This window comes from Neisseria sp. 20925_1_37, from assembly GCF_041433255.1.
GTDB classification, from domain to species: Bacteria; Pseudomonadota; Gammaproteobacteria; order Burkholderiales; family Neisseriaceae; genus Neisseria; species Neisseria flavescens_D.
On record NZ_JAPWBC010000003.1, the window covers coordinates 183246 to 197747 of the forward strand.

The 14502-nt window shown below is 49.6% G+C and carries 12 protein-coding genes and 4 tRNA genes; 8 read left to right on the top strand and 8 right to left on the bottom strand.

The genetic code is table 11. From position 1 onward, the window contains the following. The first annotated feature begins 96 nt into the window (after positions 1-96). The 5 genes from O3661_RS03705 to O3661_RS03725 all read left to right on the top strand — a co-directional run bounded on the left by O3661_RS03705 (position 97) and on the right by O3661_RS03725 (position 2558). The gene (locus tag O3661_RS03705) at positions 97-2079 is read left to right on the top strand and encodes a cation:proton antiporter (protein ID WP_371492330.1); all 1983 of its coding nucleotides are present in this window, start codon (positions 97-99) and stop codon (positions 2077-2079) included. A 69-nt stretch (positions 2080-2148) separates the two neighbouring features. Beyond that, a tRNA-Val gene (locus O3661_RS03710) sits at positions 2149-2224 on the top strand. Between the two features lie 33 nt (positions 2225-2257). After that, positions 2258-2334 (top strand) — tRNA-Asp (locus tag O3661_RS03715). Positions 2335-2373: 39 nt separating this feature from the next. After that, positions 2374-2449 (top strand) — tRNA-Val (locus O3661_RS03720). Positions 2450-2481: 32 nt separating this feature from the next. Beyond that, a tRNA-Asp gene (locus tag O3661_RS03725) sits at positions 2482-2558 on the top strand. Between the two features lie 290 nt (positions 2559-2848). On the opposite strand, the gene dacB is transcribed toward O3661_RS03725, so the two are convergent. Both dacB and O3661_RS03735 read right to left on the bottom strand, forming a co-directional pair. Next, positions 2849-4261, bottom strand: coding sequence for a D-alanyl-D-alanine carboxypeptidase/D-alanyl-D-alanine-endopeptidase (gene dacB / locus O3661_RS03730; protein WP_371492331.1), 1413 nt, complete (start codon positions 4259-4261; stop codon positions 2849-2851). A 70-nt stretch (positions 4262-4331) separates the two neighbouring features. Further along, a complete protein-coding gene (locus tag O3661_RS03735) occupies positions 4332-5759 on the bottom strand; it encodes an MFS transporter (protein WP_371492332.1) in 1428 nt (475 codons plus the stop codon). A 135-nt stretch (positions 5760-5894) separates the two neighbouring features. Between O3661_RS03735 and O3661_RS03740 the strand changes: the two genes are divergently transcribed. The 3 genes from O3661_RS03740 (at position 5895) to O3661_RS03750 (ending at position 8618) form a co-directional block, all read left to right on the top strand. Continuing rightward, the gene (locus tag O3661_RS03740; RefSeq protein WP_049328898.1) at positions 5895-6461 is read left to right on the top strand and encodes an NADPH-dependent FMN reductase; all 567 of its coding nucleotides are present in this window, start codon (positions 5895-5897) and stop codon (positions 6459-6461) included. A gap of 136 nt (positions 6462-6597) precedes the next feature. Further along, complete coding sequence (locus O3661_RS03745; protein WP_371492333.1) at positions 6598-7275, top strand: response regulator; 678 nt, start codon at positions 6598-6600, stop codon at positions 7273-7275. A 29-nt stretch (positions 7276-7304) separates the two neighbouring features. Beyond that, entirely contained in the window at positions 7305-8618 is a 1314-nt protein-coding gene (locus O3661_RS03750) for a sensor histidine kinase (RefSeq protein WP_371492372.1), read from the top strand. Positions 8619-8747: 129 nt separating this feature from the next. Here the strand turns inward: O3661_RS03750 and aroB are convergent, their stop codons facing one another. The 6 genes from aroB to O3661_RS03780 all read right to left on the bottom strand — a co-directional run bounded on the left by aroB (position 8748) and on the right by O3661_RS03780 (position 14499). Beyond that, positions 8748-9827 (bottom strand): 3-dehydroquinate synthase, encoded by a 1080-nt coding sequence (gene aroB / locus O3661_RS03755; RefSeq protein ID WP_371492334.1) that lies wholly within the window; start codon positions 9825-9827, stop codon positions 8748-8750. Between the two features lie 21 nt (positions 9828-9848). After that, on the bottom strand, positions 9849-10370 hold the full coding sequence (locus O3661_RS03760) for a shikimate kinase (RefSeq protein WP_371492335.1): 522 nt from the start codon (positions 10368-10370) through the stop codon (positions 9849-9851). A gap of 123 nt (positions 10371-10493) precedes the next feature. Beyond that, positions 10494-12626 (bottom strand): type IV pilus secretin PilQ, encoded by a 2133-nt coding sequence (gene pilQ / locus O3661_RS03765; protein WP_371492337.1) that lies wholly within the window; start codon positions 12624-12626, stop codon positions 10494-10496. A 20-nt stretch (positions 12627-12646) separates the two neighbouring features. After that, complete coding sequence (locus O3661_RS03770; RefSeq protein WP_371492338.1) at positions 12647-13189, bottom strand: pilus assembly protein PilP; 543 nt, start codon at positions 13187-13189, stop codon at positions 12647-12649. Positions 13190-13204: 15 nt separating this feature from the next. Continuing rightward, positions 13205-13876, bottom strand: coding sequence for a type 4a pilus biogenesis protein PilO (locus O3661_RS03775; RefSeq protein ID WP_371492339.1), 672 nt, complete (start codon positions 13874-13876; stop codon positions 13205-13207). Then, positions 13876-14499: a PilN domain-containing protein gene (locus tag O3661_RS03780; RefSeq protein WP_371492340.1), complete on the bottom strand. Its 624-nt coding sequence runs from the start codon at positions 14497-14499 to the stop codon at positions 13876-13878. Before O3661_RS03780 ends, O3661_RS03775 begins: the two co-directional genes overlap by 1 nt. Positions 14500-14502 lie beyond the last annotated feature (3 nt).

Consider the following 14502-nt stretch of genomic DNA (forward strand, 5'->3'; position numbering starts at 1 on the left):
TTCTGTGCGTTTTTATTTGGATTTGCTGTCGGTCTTCGACGTGTTTCAGACGGCCTATATAACAATAGCTACTTTTAACGAAAGGCCGCCCACTCTATGCACGAATTCTCCCTCGGTCCCATTGTCATTGTCCTGTTGGTTTCCGTCATTACGGTTATCTGCTGTCGCAAATTCAACATTCCTTCCATGCTCGGTTATCTTTTGGTCGGTTTTATTGCCGGTCCGGGTATGTTCAAACTGATTCCGCAAAGCCACGCCACCGACTATTTGGGCGAAATCGGCATTGTGTTCTTGATGTTCAGCATCGGTCTCGAATTCTCCCTGCCCAAACTCAAAGCCATGCGCCGCCTCGTATTCGGCTTGGGCGGTTTGCAAGTCATCATTACCATGCTCTCGATTATGGGCATTTTGATGATAATGGGCACGCCGTTTAACTGGGCGTTTGCCACTGCGGGCGCACTGACCATGTCGTCCACAGCCATCGTCAGCCGCATTCTGTCGGAGAAAACCGAACTGGGTCAGCCGCATGGTCAAATGGCCATGGGCGTTTTGCTGATGCAAGATATTGCCGTTGTACCGCTGATGATTCTGATTCCGGCACTTGCTGGCGGCAGCGAAGGCAACTTATGGGTAGAGCTGGGCTTGGCCGGTTTGAAAATGTTGCTGACCTTGGGCATTTTGTTTGTTGTCGGCAGCCGTGTGATGTCACGCTGGTTCAGACTGGTTGCCAAACGCAAATCGTCCGAACTCTTCATGATCAACGTTTTGCTGGTTACTTTGGGCGTAGCTTATCTGACAGAGCTTGAAGGCCTGTCTATGGCATTGGGCGCATTCGTCGCCGGTATGCTGCTTTCCGAAACCGAATACCGCATTCAGGTGGAAGACGACATCCGTCCATTCCGCGATATCCTGCTAGGCTTCTTCTTCATTACCGTCGGTATGAAACTCGATATTCAGGCGCTGATCGGCAACTGGCAGCAAATCCTGATTTTGTTGGCAATCCTGTTGATTTTGAAAGCACTGGTCGTCTTCATCATCGCTTTGCGCATGAAAAACCCTACGAGCGACAGCCTCAAAAGTGCGCTTTATTTGGCGCAAGGCGGCGAGTTCGGTTTCGTGATGCTGGCTATTTCCAGCAAAATCAATATGGTTTCGCCCGAATTGGAACAAGCAGCCACTGCAGCCGTCTTGCTCTCCATGATTGCCGCACCATTCATTTTGGGCAGCAGCGATGCCATCGTCAGCCGCTTCGTCAAATCCGACTGGGATATGAAAGCCTTGGACTTGCACTCCATGCTGGTGGAAACCATGAGCAAATCCGAACACGTCCTGATTATCGGTTTCGGACGCGGCGGCCAATCGGTTGCCCGTGTATTGGCGCAAGAAGGTATCCCCTACTTTGCCCTTGACTTGGACATTGCCCGCGTACAAGTGGCACGCAACGCAGGCGAACCGGTTTCCTTTGGCGATGCCAAACGCCGTGAAGTATTGGAAGCCGCTGGCTTGGGACGCGCCAAAATGGTGGTCATCACGCTGAACAATATGCACGAGACCCAACATGTTCTCGGCAACATCATGTCCATGCATCCGAGTATGCCGGTTTATGTTCGCGCCACCAATGACGATTACGTCAAAACCTTTACCGAAATGGGTGCGGAAGAAACCGTCTCCGATACCAAAGAAACCAGCCTGGTTCTGGCAAGCTATGCCATGTTGGGCCACGGCCTCTCCTACAACCATGTTTATCAAACCATAACCCACATCCGTCACAGCCGCTATGCATCTTTACAAGACTTGTTTGTCGGCAGTGATGATGACAGCTTCTCCGACGAAGACAGCAAGGCCGTCTGCCGCCATGCCTTCCCATTACAAGGCGAAGCACACGCCATCGGCAAAACCATCCGTGAATTGCCATTAGCAGCGCATTATCTGAAACTATTGTTTATCCGCCGCAATACCGGAAAAATCCAAGACCTTGACCCTGATTTCGTTCTAGAAACCGGCGATATTTTGGTTGTCGCAGGCAAGCAGGAAGAAATTATTTCCTTTGAAAACTGGTGCTTGCAGGGAGATATCTAATTATCGGCAAATAAATCTTGCGCGCATCAGGATTTTTTGGTTTAATAGCGTCTTCGCAATTTTGCGCATGGGTGATTAGCTCAGTTGGTAGAGCGTCTGCCTTACAAGCAGAATGTCGGCGGTTCGACTCCGTCATCACCCACCAAGTTTCCTTTTCATTGTCTTTGACAGTGGATGCGCGGTGGTAGCTCAGTTGGTTAGAGTACCGGCCTGTCACGCCGGGGGTCGCGGGTTCAAGCCCCGTCCGCCGCGCCATTATTTAAAAATACTGATTTTTCAGTATTTCCCTTTTTCGGGTGATTAGCTCAGTTGGTAGAGCGTCTGCCTTACAAGCAGAATGTCGGCGGTTCGACTCCGTCATCACCCACCACTTTCCTTTTCATTGTCCCTGACAATGAATGCGCGGTGGTAGCTCAGTTGGTTAGAGTACCGGCCTGTCACGCCGGGGGTCGCGGGTTCGAGCCCCGTCCGCCGCGCCATCAAGTTAAAAATTAAAAATAATGGTTTTTACCGGTATTTTTTTCGTCTGTACACTATGCCTTTTTATAAAAAATCGAGCTTTTTAGATAGTATAAACAGGACAGCACAATAAAGCAGACATACGGTTTAAATCCTGAAAGACCATCCGCCTCAAGCTGATTCACACCAAACGCTTATTCATCAAATCCCTAAATCATCTTTCAAAATAGACATAGATACTTGCCTCCTCTTCTTACACAAAGGCCGTCTGAAAATGTCAATACATTTTCAGACGGCCTTTTTTAGCTTATCAAGCCTGATACCTAATCATGCAGGAAGCCTTAGCATCAATCCAATGTTCGCCACCGGGCTGAACAATTTTAGACACCAGCTTATCCAAGTCGCGTAAATAATCGGTTGATTTTTGGCTGTTAATAATGACGACAACCAGCAACGGCTTTTCGCCCAACCAATACCCTGCCAATGCGCGGACATCTTTAAGCGTACCGGTTTTAAGGCGCAGGTTTTCACCTGGCTGCTTCAAGCGTGTTTTAAGCGTGCCGTCTTTACCGGCAATCGGCAGCGTACTGATAAACTCGTTTTTAAACGGGCTGAAGTAGGCTTTTTCCAACATTTGCGCCATCATTCGCGCATTGAGCCGTTCAACGCGGGACAGACCTGAGCCGTTTTCCAACACCAATCCTTCCGTATTGATACCGGCAACCGCCAACTCGCTTTTTACGATAGAGGCAGCCTTAGTCTGCGCCAGCTTGTAATCAGACATGTTTCCGGCAAATTTAAGGAAAACTGAACGGGCAATCAGATTATTGGAATGCTTGTTCATATCGGTGAGAATATCGGTAAGCGGTTTGGAGAGATGGCTGGCCAAAACATGCGCATCATGAGGCGCCGCACCTGTCGTCAGGCCATCTGAAACCGTACCGTCTTGTTGACGCCATTGGTTGACAAAACTTTTGCCGACAAATTCTTTCATGCTGTACATATTCAGATACAGCTCTTTGCCCAAGCAGCTTTCCGGCAGCTTGCCCGATACGGTCAGCGTATTGTTTTTATAGGAAGTTTTCATGTGGTTTTTTAAAACACTGCACTTCCCTTCTTTATTCTCAAGCGTCAATTTGTTTTGAATGTTCAGATTCGGCAGCGGCGGATTGGTACGGATGACCAAGCTTCCGTCTTCTTCTTTTTCAGCACGGAGTGCAACGGTTTTATACGCCAACATATTAGGATCGGGCGGCGTCATAAAGCTTTCGGCAGAATCGGAAGCAAAATCATCCGGATTCTTCACATCGCCCCACAGACTGCGGTCGAGTATCAGATGTCCGTCAATATGGCGTATGCCCTTATCGCGCATCTGTTGCTGCATTTGCACCAAATCATGCTGGTCAAACACAGGATCGCCACTCCCCACCCAATACACATTGCCTTTCAACGTATCGCCTTTGATTGGGCCGTTGGTTTTAAACTCGGTTTTCCAACGATAATCGCCGCCCAGCATACGAAACGCGGTAAACGCAGTTACCAGCTTCATGGTTGAAGCAGGATTGCGCAACTCATCGGCACGGTGTTCCACAATCACTTTGCCGCTGTCCAGTTCCTGCACATAAACGGAAATCTCATTTTCAGGAATACGGCCGAAATCCAAAGCCCATGACGGACACGCCGCCACCATCAGGCTGATTAATAAAATATCTTTTAACTTCATTGTGTTACAAAAAATTAATACATCTGTACGAGGTACTGAGGCCGTCTGAACGTTTCAGACGGCCTGTTATTTATTTCTGATGCGCTTTCAAACGCAAAGCAAACATAACGACACCGACACCGACAACCAAAGCGCAACCCATCGCCAAATGGATACCGTCCAGCATTGCCTGTTGCGGCATATTTGCACCGGAGAGCTTCTCACCGATATTGGTTGCACCGACGAAAAACGCCGCGCCGATGGCACCGGCAATCGGATTGATGGTGGTCAAAATTGCTGCGCCGTGCGGATTGAGCGTTTTCGGCAATGAATTCAGACCATGGGTTTCACCGGTTACGCAGGCAGACACGGATACCGCTAACAACGTAAACATTGCCGTCAGCATCATCACTTGCGTGTCAATCCGCAAAAACAACCACAATACCGCCAACGACACCACCAGCATCACCGTGGCCGGCAAGACAACAAAGCGGCCGCCCTTTTTGTCCAACAATTTGCCGAACAAAGGCGCGGCAACTGCTTGGGCAATACTGGCAGGCATCAGAATCAAGCCGGTTGCCGTACCGGTCAGCATCAACACTTGCTGCGTGTACATCGGCACCATCAGTTCCAAGCCCAAGAACAGGAATACCGCACCAGCCAAAATCACAACGCAATATCTGAACTGTTTGTATTCAAACGCCCGAAGGTTCAACAAAGGCGTAGCCAAACGGAACTGACGGTGCGCAAACCAACCCACCAGTAAAACGGAAGCGGCAAAGAGCAGGATAAATTCCACCAGCGGCAGATGGGCGAAATTACTGCTCGCATACACCAGCCCGCCGAAACCCACGACCGACAAAACGGCCGACAACACATCAATCTTCGGACGGCTGATGTTGCTCAAATTGACCGTCAAATATTTGCCCACCAACAGCATCGCCGCCAACATAAACGGCGCGGTAAAGCCGAACAGCACGCGCCAATGCGTGTGGTCGATGATGATGCCCGACAGCGTCGGCCCCATCGCGGGCGCGGCGGTGAACATCATGGTAATCACGCCCATCGCCGTTCCGCGCTTATTGGGCGGGTAAATCGACAAAATGCCGTTAAACAGGAGCGGAACGAAAAATGCGGCAGACACTGCCTGCACCATCCGCCCCACCACCAGAATTCCGAAAGTCGGCGCAAACGCGCAAATCATCGAACCGGCCAAAAACGTTGCCTGCGTAAACAGCACCATTTTGCGCGTTTCAAACCATTGAATCACGCCTGCCGTAATCGGCGTAAACGCGCCCATGACCAGCAAAAAGCCCGTCGTCAGCCATTGAACCGTAGTCTTATCGACACCAAAATCTTTCATAATCGGCGTAAGCGCGACATTCAGCAGCGTGTCGTTGAGATAGCCGAAAAATGCGCCGATGAATAAGGTGGCGACAATGGTTTTAGCTGGAAAGTCGGGATTGTCGGCATAGTATTCGTGTGCCGTTGCGTCCTCTTGCGAATCAGAAGCGTGCATAATAATTTGAAATATCAGCGAAACCGTTATTTTAGCATAAACCATTTTGACAGGCCGTCTGAAACCTTGACCGCTTCCCCAGACAACATTAAAATTTAGAATCGTTTTCATTTTATTATTAAACAGGAGAAAAACATGTCAAAGAAAGTCAGCATCTTGGTCGGCAGTCTGCGTAAAGGCTCGTTTGCACGAAAAATCGCACAAAACGTCATTTCCATGTTCCCCGAAGGCTACGAAGCGCAAATCGTCGAAATCGGCCATTTGCCTTTATACAACTTCGACTACGACGATCCTGCCGTTACCGACTTCCCTACTCCGTCCAGCTATACCGAGTTCCGCGAAACCATCAAAGCCTCTGCCGGCGTATTGTTCGTGACTTCTGAGAACAACCGTACCGTCCCTGCCTGCCTGAAAAACGCCATCGACATCGGCTCCAAACCCAATGCCGATGTTGCCTGGAAAAAAACACCGGCCGGCATCATCAGCCATTCTGTCGGCAAAATGGGCGGTTATAGCGCGCAAAAAAATCTGCGCCTTGCCCTTTCGTATTTCGATATGCCGCTGACCGGCCAACCGGAAGTGTTCCTCGGCAACTCGCCTACTCTGTTTGACGACAACGGCCAACTCATCGAATCTGCGCGCGGCTTTGTTCAAGGCTATATCGACCAATTGGTTGCCTTGATTGAGAAAAACCCTAAATAATCGGGATTGAAGCATACAGGCCGTCTGAAAAACGAAATTTCAGACGGCCTCATCTTTTGTTTTTCGACAGTTCCTAAATTTTTACTAATTGAGTGCGGTTATAATCACTATCCGCCCATCCTCACGGAGAACTTCCATGCGCGTATTATTGGTTGAAGACGATGCCATGATTGCCCAAGCCGTCAGTGCCAACCTGAAAGACACCGGCTACGCTGTCGATTGGGTCAGCCGCGGTTCGGAAGTTGCCGCAGCAGTGGCGGCGCAAGCATACGATTTGCTGCTCTTGGATTTGGGTTTGCCCGGCAAAGACGGTTTGGACGTATTGGCGCAAATCCGCAGCGGCGGCTGTACCGTCCCTGTCTTAATCGTGACTGCACGCGACGATTTGCACAGCCGCCTCAACGGCCTGGACGGCGGCGCAGACGACTACATCGTCAAACCCTTCGACATGGCGGAACTGCAAGCCCGTATGCGCGCCGTATTGCGCCGACACGGCGGACAGGCGCAAACGCTACTAACCAACGGCATCATCACGCTCAACCCTTCCACCCATCAGGCAGAAGTAGTCGGGCAGGAACAGGCCATCATGCTCAGCAACAAAGAATTTGCCGTCCTCCAAGCCCTGCTGCTGCGTCCGGGCATGATTCTGTCGCGCAGCGATTTGGAAGACAAAATCTACGGCTGGGGTGAAGAAGTTGAAAGCAACGCCGTTGACTTCCTGATTCATGCCTTACGCAAAAAACTCGGCAAAGAAGCGATTCAAAACGTCCGCGGGGTTGGCTGGCTGGTTCCACAAAACAACCAGGCCGTATGAAAAACCACAACAATATCAACACACAAACCATGCAACGCCTTATCCACACCATCAAACAATCCCTGCAAGTTAAGATCAGCCTTGCCCTGATCTGTATGCTCTTGCCCCTCTCCATTCTTGCAGGCATATTTTCATATTACGATACTTATCACGAAACCCAAGAGGTTCAAGACGACCTGTTGCGCCAAGTTGCGAACTATCTCGACCCGAGCGATGCCGATGACGAGAATCACTCGCTCGACAACGACAACAAGATTTCCGTTCAATTTCCCAATACGCCCAACCCCATTGTCAGCCTGCCTGAGAAGATTTCAGACGGCCTGCACACCATTCAGGCCGATGACGACGACGATTACTACCGCGTTTATACCCGCGACACCAAGCAAGGCCGCATCGCCGTCATGCAGGAAAGCGACTACCGCGAAGAGCTGGCCGAAATGGCCGCCGTACAGAGCATCCTTCCCATGCTTCTCGCCCTGCCCCTGATTATCCTGCTCACCGTCTGGATTACCCATCGCGCCATGCGTTCCGTCAAAACCCTGTCCAACGATTTAGAACAGCGCCAAATCAACGACCTCTCACCGATGGACACGCAAAACATTCCCAGTGAAATCCAAGGCTTTGTCGTCGCCATCAACAACCTGTTGCAGCGTACCGACGAAAACGTCCGCCAACAGCAACGCTTTATCGCCGATGCCGCACACGAATTGCGCAGCCCCATGACCGCCCTTTCCCTTCAGGCAGAGCGGCTCAACAATATGCAGCTGTCCGCCGAAGCGCGCGAGCAGTCCGCCCTGTTGCAACAAAGCATACAGCGCAACCGCCACCTGCTCGAGCAACTCCTTTCCCTCGCACGCGCCCAAGCACCCGAAACCCAACGTCCTAAAACCCTGATCAGCCTGCAAAACCAGTTCCGCCGCGTCTTGCAGGAACTCATGCCGCTGGCGCTGGCCAAAGGTCAAGACATCGGCGTCGCCGTTGAAAACGACTGCCAAATCCACGCCGACGATACCGAAATCTACACCCTCATCAAAACCTTTACCGACAACGCCATCCGCTACACCCCCAAAGGCGGCCGCATCGATTTGGGCTTTGACGAAACCGCCGAATACCTCAACATCTGGGTGGAAGACGACGGCCCCGGCATTCCCCCAAGCGAACGCCAACGCGTTATCGACCCCTTCTACCGTATTCTCGGCACCGAACAACAAGGCACCGGCCTGGGGCTTTCCATCGCAAACACCATTGTCAAACGCCATCAAGGCCGTCTGAAACTGGCCGACAGCCAACGCTTTGACAGCGGCTTGTTGATTATTGCCGAGTTGGATAAAAAGACACTTTAAATAATCGACCCGCCCAAATTGGTCTATCTAGCTTTAATCCGATAAATGAAAACGTTTTAAAACCAAAGGCCGTCTGAAAATACCTTTCAGACGGCCTTTTTATATTTTAAAGCAACCCTCATTCATTCCTCACAAATACGGCTGCAAGGTTTGACGGAGGATTTCCATATCGGTAATTTCGGTGATATTGGCTTTACCCAAGTATTCCAAGCCGACAAAACGCATGATGCCGCTGCTGACTTTTTTGTCGTGGCTCATGTGTTCAATCCATTTTTCAAATGAGAAAACAGGCGGCACAGACGGGAGGGAGGCGGCTTCCATTAAAGCGGCAATGCGGTCGGTATCGGCTTGTTGGGTTTTGTCCAAAATTTGCGACAAACGGGAAGCAAGGACGCAACCGGCGGCAACGGCTTCACCATGCAGCCATACGCCGTAGCCCATTTCGGCTTCGATGGCATGACCGAAAGTGTGGCCGAGATTAAGCCATGCGCGGATGCCCTGCTCGGTTTCGTCTTGGGCAACAATATCGGCCTTCATTTTGCAGCAATGGTAAACGGCTTCTGCCATTTTTTCTTGATGTTGCGCCATCAGGTCGGCCATATTTTCTTCCAACCAGGCAAAAAATTCGGCATCACCCAATGCGCCGTATTTGATGACTTCGGCCATGCCTGCGGAAAGTTCGCGTTGCGGCAGCGTTTGCAAGGCGGTCAAATCGGCCAAAACGGCCTGCGGCTGGTAAAACGCGCCAATCATGTTTTTACCGAGCGGATGGTTGATGGCGGTTTTACCGCCGACCGAGGAATCAACCTGGCTGAGCAATGTGGTCGGTACTTGGATAAAAGGTGCGCCACGCTGATAAGTCGCTGCGGCAAAACCGACCATATCGCCTATCACGCCGCCGCCCAAAGCGATTAAAGTGGTTTTGCGCTCGGCACGGTTTTGCATCAAGCCATCGTAAATCAGGTTGAGCGTCTGCCAGTTTTTATATTCTTCGCCGTCGGGAAGGATGATACTGAAATGCGGCACACCCAGTCTGTCTAAGGCCGTCTGAAGTTGCTTGAGATAAAGCGGCGCAACGGTTTCGTTGGTAATGATAGCCGCTTTTTTGCCTAAATAGGGCTGAAGCAGCGTATCGGCCTGCTCGATCAGTTTATGCCCGATAAAGATGGGGTATTGATGGGACGGGGTTTGGACAGTCAGGGTGCTCATGGTGTTCCTTTGTAAAGCGTGTTATTCGCTCAATATTTCAATCAGCCGTTTGAGCGTTTTGTGGCAGCTGTCGGATTCGATGACGAAATGGGCGGTATGACGGTACAGCGTATCGCGTTGGTCATACAGCTCTTGCAGTTTGCCCAAAGGATTGGCAACTTGCAACAGCGGCCGGTTGCTGTCGTAACGGGTACGCTCCAGCAAGGTTTCGGGGCTGGCATGCAGATAAACAACCGTGCCGTTTTGGCGCAAAATCTGTCTGTTTTCACTGCGCAATACGGAGCCGCCACCGGTCGATAAAACGATGTTGCGCCGGGAAGCGAGCTTCTTCAGCACATTGGTTTCGCGGTTACGGAAGCCCTCCTCCCCTTCCATCTCAAAAATGGTCGGAATGGATACGCCCGAAGAAGCGCAGATTTCGTAGTCGCTGTCGTAAAACGGGCATTCAAACATTTGGGCAAGCTGCTTACCCAAAGTGGTTTTGCCCGCGCCCATCAGACCGATTAAGATTAAATTACCGTTGATTTTTTCCATGAGGGTCATTTTATACGATATGGTGGTTTTGTGGAAAAGTTCGTCGTTTTTCAGACGGCCTTTTCATCTCAGGCCGTCTGAAAACCAAAACAGGCATACCTTTGCAGATATGCCTGTTTGTCATTCTAAAGATTAGTAACGCAGATTGTTACCCACATTGTCCATAATGCGCGGTGTGATGAAGATCAACAGCTCACGGCGGTTTTCACGTTTGCCGCGTGATTTGAACAGATTGCCGACAACAGGAATATCGCCCAAAACAGGTACTTTGTTCACTGCATTGGTGCTTTCTTCTTCGTAAATACCGCCGACAATCAGCGTGCCGCCATCTTCAACCATGGCTTGGGTATTCAAGTGTTTGGTGTTGATACACTTGGTCGTCAGAGAATCCACGGTACAGTCGATCGGCGTATCGCGATTAATCTTCACAGTCATGATAATTTGACCGTCAGGCGTAATGTTCGGCGTTACGGTCAAGCCCAAAACGGCTTTCTTGAAGGTAATCGAAGTTGCACCGCTGGAAGAAGCCTCTTGGTAAGGAATTTCCGTACCGGATTCAATTTTGGCTTCTTTGCGGTCTTGCGTCAGCACGCGCGGATTGGAAATGGTTTTGCTCTTACCTTGTTCTTCAGATGCGCTGATTTCCAAGCCCAATGCGCCGGACGAGAACGCACGCACCAGCGCAATGCTGTTGACTGCGGCTGCGGTCGGCAGACTGACGTTCGGATCCAAAGTCCATGTGCGGTAGCCTACGTCGCCACGGTTAAATGAAGCATTGGTATTGTAGTTGGTTTGTGCATTGCTCCAGTTGCTACCCCATGCCGTACGGCCACTCGCACCACCGGAACCGAATTTAACGCCCAAGTTGCGGAAGAAGGTATCTTCTGCTTCCACAATGCGCGCTTCCACCATCACTTGACGGGTTGGAACGTCCAATTCATCAATCAGTTTGCGGAATTTCTCAATCACGCCGCGGTTGTCTGTTACGATCAGTGTATTGGTAGCCGGATCGATTAAGGCACTGCCTCGGTTGCTCAACAGAGTGTTGCGAGTATTGGAATTATTGCTGTCGTATTCCTCCAAACGCAGAATTTTGCGGAATTCTTCCACGTTTTTGTATTTCAACTGGAAGGTTTGAGAATACAGCGGACCCAATTCGGCAATCTCTTTTTCAGCCTGCAAGAAGGCTTTATCTTTTGCCAACAATTCATCGCGAGGTGCGATATTGATAATGTTGCCTTGACGGCGCATATCCAAATTGCGCGCCTGCATAACCAAATCCAAAGCCTGATCCCAAGGTACATCTTTCAGGGACAAAGTCATGGTGCCTTTGACGGTATCGCTGGCAACAATATTCACGCCGGATTCTTTCGCCAAAATCTGCAAGATGGTACGAACTTCTACATCTTGGAAATCCAAAGAAATTTTACGGCCTTTGAACGATTTGTTCGCATTGTGGTTCAAGCCGCCGGATTCGGTATTGGCGGCTTTAGGAGATACTTCAAATACAAACCGGCCGGAAGAGGCTTTGGTATTGATGTCCCAATTCGCATTATTGTTGCGGATAATGAGCTGGGTAGAATTGCCGATACGTTTGAGCGTAACGTTTTGTACAGGCGTATTGAAGTCAGCCACATCCAAACTGCGTTGCGCTTGTGTCGGCAGCGTATGGTTTTTCAAGGTTACAACGACGCGGTCGCGCTGCTGTTTAACGTCCGGCTGTCCGCTGAAACCAGGGGCAGACAATTCAATAATGCCGGAATTGCGTGTACCTTTGCGGAAATCGATATTGGCTGCTGAAACAGCTTGATAAGTCTGAGCAGCGCGCGCGGTAGACGGCGTAGCCGCACGTTCATTTGCAACAGCCGCATTGGTTTGGTCAGTAGATTCGTTTACAAATACCCAAACTTCGTTGCCGCGAATCTCAGTATTGTATTGGCTGATTTTGTTCAAACCCAAAACCACGCGTGCGCGGTCATTGTTTTGTGCCGCAGTAATTTGATTCAGCAATGGATCGGCATATTCCAAAACAGGCTGAGGCAAACGGATATTGGTGTTGGCAAAATCCAATGCGATACGCGCCGGAGTAGATGTTACAAAACCATGAGGTGTAGTGACGTCTTTGTCAAAACGGATTTTGATGATTTTTTGGTTGTCAGGCAAAGTGGAAACGTTGATATCGGTAATATTGCCTGCAAAGGCCGTCTGAACAGCGAGGGCAACGCTGAAGCCGGCAAATAATTTTGTCATGTGCTTGGTTTTCATAATTGAGTGAGACCCCTAAATTAATTTGAATTCGAACTATCTGAGCTATTGGAAGAATCCGCCTCTTTACTGCTCAATGGCAATTCTGCCTTCCGGTACACCCAGTTGCCGTAGCTGTCCTCAACTTGCTCGGTCAAGATAATTTTATCTTCGGTAATACTTTGGATTCTGCCGTAATTCTGACCGATGTAGTTTCCGGGATAAACGGTATAAACATGGTCGTTGACCTTGATAAATCCGGAAACTTTGCCGCTGCTTTGCAGTGTTCCGACAAAGGCCATGTTTTCCAAACTGAAGGCTTCCAATGTTTCTTTCGGACGGTTCACATCCGGCGCATTGCCGCCTTTAGGGGCGGTGTCCAAACGGCGCGAATCAAACGCATTCATGCCTTTAAAGTTCGGCGGGCTATACGGCTTAGGCAATGTAACCGTCGGCTCTTCAAACGGAATAATCTTGGATTTTGCTTCCTGACGGGTTTGCGCCATCCATTGAGTCAAATCTTCATAGCTTTGCGTACAGGCTGCCAAGGGAAGAAGACTTAAGAGTAAGATGATTTTTTTCATGATTTCCCTATTCTTTTATTTTTGTTCATTCTCGGCAGATTTGCCTTCTTCTTGTGCCTGTTGCGCAGCCAATTCGGCAGCAATCTCTTCGGCCGGACGTGCTTTATAAGTCGTCGCAATCGCGCTCAATGTCAATTCGCCTTTATTGCCTTTGCCTTCTTTATCCTCGCCTGCGTTCACGAGTTTCAAAGAATCTAAAGTAATAATGCGCGACAAATCGCCTACATCACGGGTAAATTGGCTGATCTGTGAGTATTTGCCTGTAATGGAAATCTGATACGGCAGTTTTTGAATCGGACCATCGTTTTCAGGTTGGAGCGGTGCAACGCTGTCCAAACGCAATCCGTTGGTTGAACCTGCCTGATGCAGCTCTTGAATCAGGTTCGGAATTTCCGCGTCGGTCGGCAATTGTTTCAACAAAACGTCAAATGCAGAACGGATCGAAGCCAATTCGGCCTTCAGATTATTCAAGCTTGCCGCCTGAATGCTTTTACGCGTAAAGGTTTCCTTCAGCTCATCTTCTTTGGCTTCCTGCGTATTCAAGGTTTCAATCTGATCTTTAAAGACGCCGACATAGCCCAAAGCCAACATGCCGACAATCAATAAACCTGCCAGCAAAAATTTTGAAGGCATATTGAGCAGGTACAGGTTTTGTACGTCCAATTGTTTTAGGTTTTTAGATGCCATTATTGAGCCTCCGGAGCAGGTTCTGCCACAGGTTCGGCCATTTCACCACTGCTTTGGGCAGTCGGTGCGGGAGCCGGCGTATTCACCTGGTTGATTGAAGATTTCAAAGTAAATTCTTGGTAATTATCTACTTTTTTAATGCTCAACAATTCAGGCTGCAAGAAAATACCTGTACTCGGCAGGGAGCGCATCATAACGGCGATTTTATTGTCGCTGATGGCACGACCGCTGATTTTATAGCTGGTCGGGCTTTCTGCTTCCAACGCGGTCAAATAAGTATTATCGGGCGTAAGCGTATTCAAAGAATCAAGGATATAGGCCGCTTGATAGCGTTTTTCCTGCAATTCTTCCACTTTCAGCTTTTTAGCCAAGAAGGCTTCTTTTTCTTGCTGAAGTTTATCGATTTCGCCCAATTCCCTATCGAGTCTGTCGATTTCGGTTTGCAGGAAGTTGTTGCGTCCTTCTTGATTACTGATGGCGTTGTCAATACCGAGATAGGTTGCGGCCACCAAGCCCAAACCCACTGCAAAAGCGCCAAGCATCAATACTTTGAATTGCTGCTGCTTGCGCTGTTTAATCTCTTCCCGATACGGGAGAAGGTTGATTTTGGTTAATTCAATCATGTT

Bases quoted from the DNA above. Each gene is read 5' to 3' on its own strand.
- O3661_RS03775 (WP_371492339.1), bottom strand. From the start codon at position 13,876: ATGGCATCTAAAAACCTAAAACAATTGGACGTACAAAACCTGTACCTG.
- O3661_RS03770 (WP_371492338.1), bottom strand. From the start codon at position 13,189: ATGAAAAAAATCATCTTACTCTTAAGTCTTCTTCCCTTGGCAGCCTGT.
- O3661_RS03745 (WP_371492333.1), top strand. From the start codon at position 6,598: ATGCGCGTATTATTGGTTGAAGACGATGCCATGATTGCCCAAGCCGTC.
- O3661_RS03735 (WP_371492332.1), bottom strand. From the start codon at position 5,759: ATGCACGCTTCTGATTCGCAAGAGGACGCAACGGCACACGAATACTAT.
- pilQ (WP_371492337.1), bottom strand. From the start codon at position 12,626: ATGAAAACCAAGCACATGACAAAATTATTTGCCGGCTTCAGCGTTGCC.
- O3661_RS03760 (WP_371492335.1), bottom strand. From the start codon at position 10,370: ATGACCCTCATGGAAAAAATCAACGGTAATTTAATCTTAATCGGTCTG.
- aroB (WP_371492334.1), bottom strand. From the start codon at position 9,827: ATGAGCACCCTGACTGTCCAAACCCCGTCCCATCAATACCCCATCTTT.
- O3661_RS03740 (WP_049328898.1), top strand. From the start codon at position 5,895: ATGTCAAAGAAAGTCAGCATCTTGGTCGGCAGTCTGCGTAAAGGCTCG.
- O3661_RS03750 (WP_371492372.1), top strand. From the start codon at position 7,305: ATGCAACGCCTTATCCACACCATCAAACAATCCCTGCAAGTTAAGATC.
- O3661_RS03780 (WP_371492340.1), bottom strand. From the start codon at position 14,499: ATGATTGAATTAACCAAAATCAACCTTCTCCCGTATCGGGAAGAGATT.
- O3661_RS03705 (WP_371492330.1), top strand. From the start codon at position 97: ATGCACGAATTCTCCCTCGGTCCCATTGTCATTGTCCTGTTGGTTTCC.
- dacB (WP_371492331.1), bottom strand. From the start codon at position 4,261: ATGAAGTTAAAAGATATTTTATTAATCAGCCTGATGGTGGCGGCGTGT.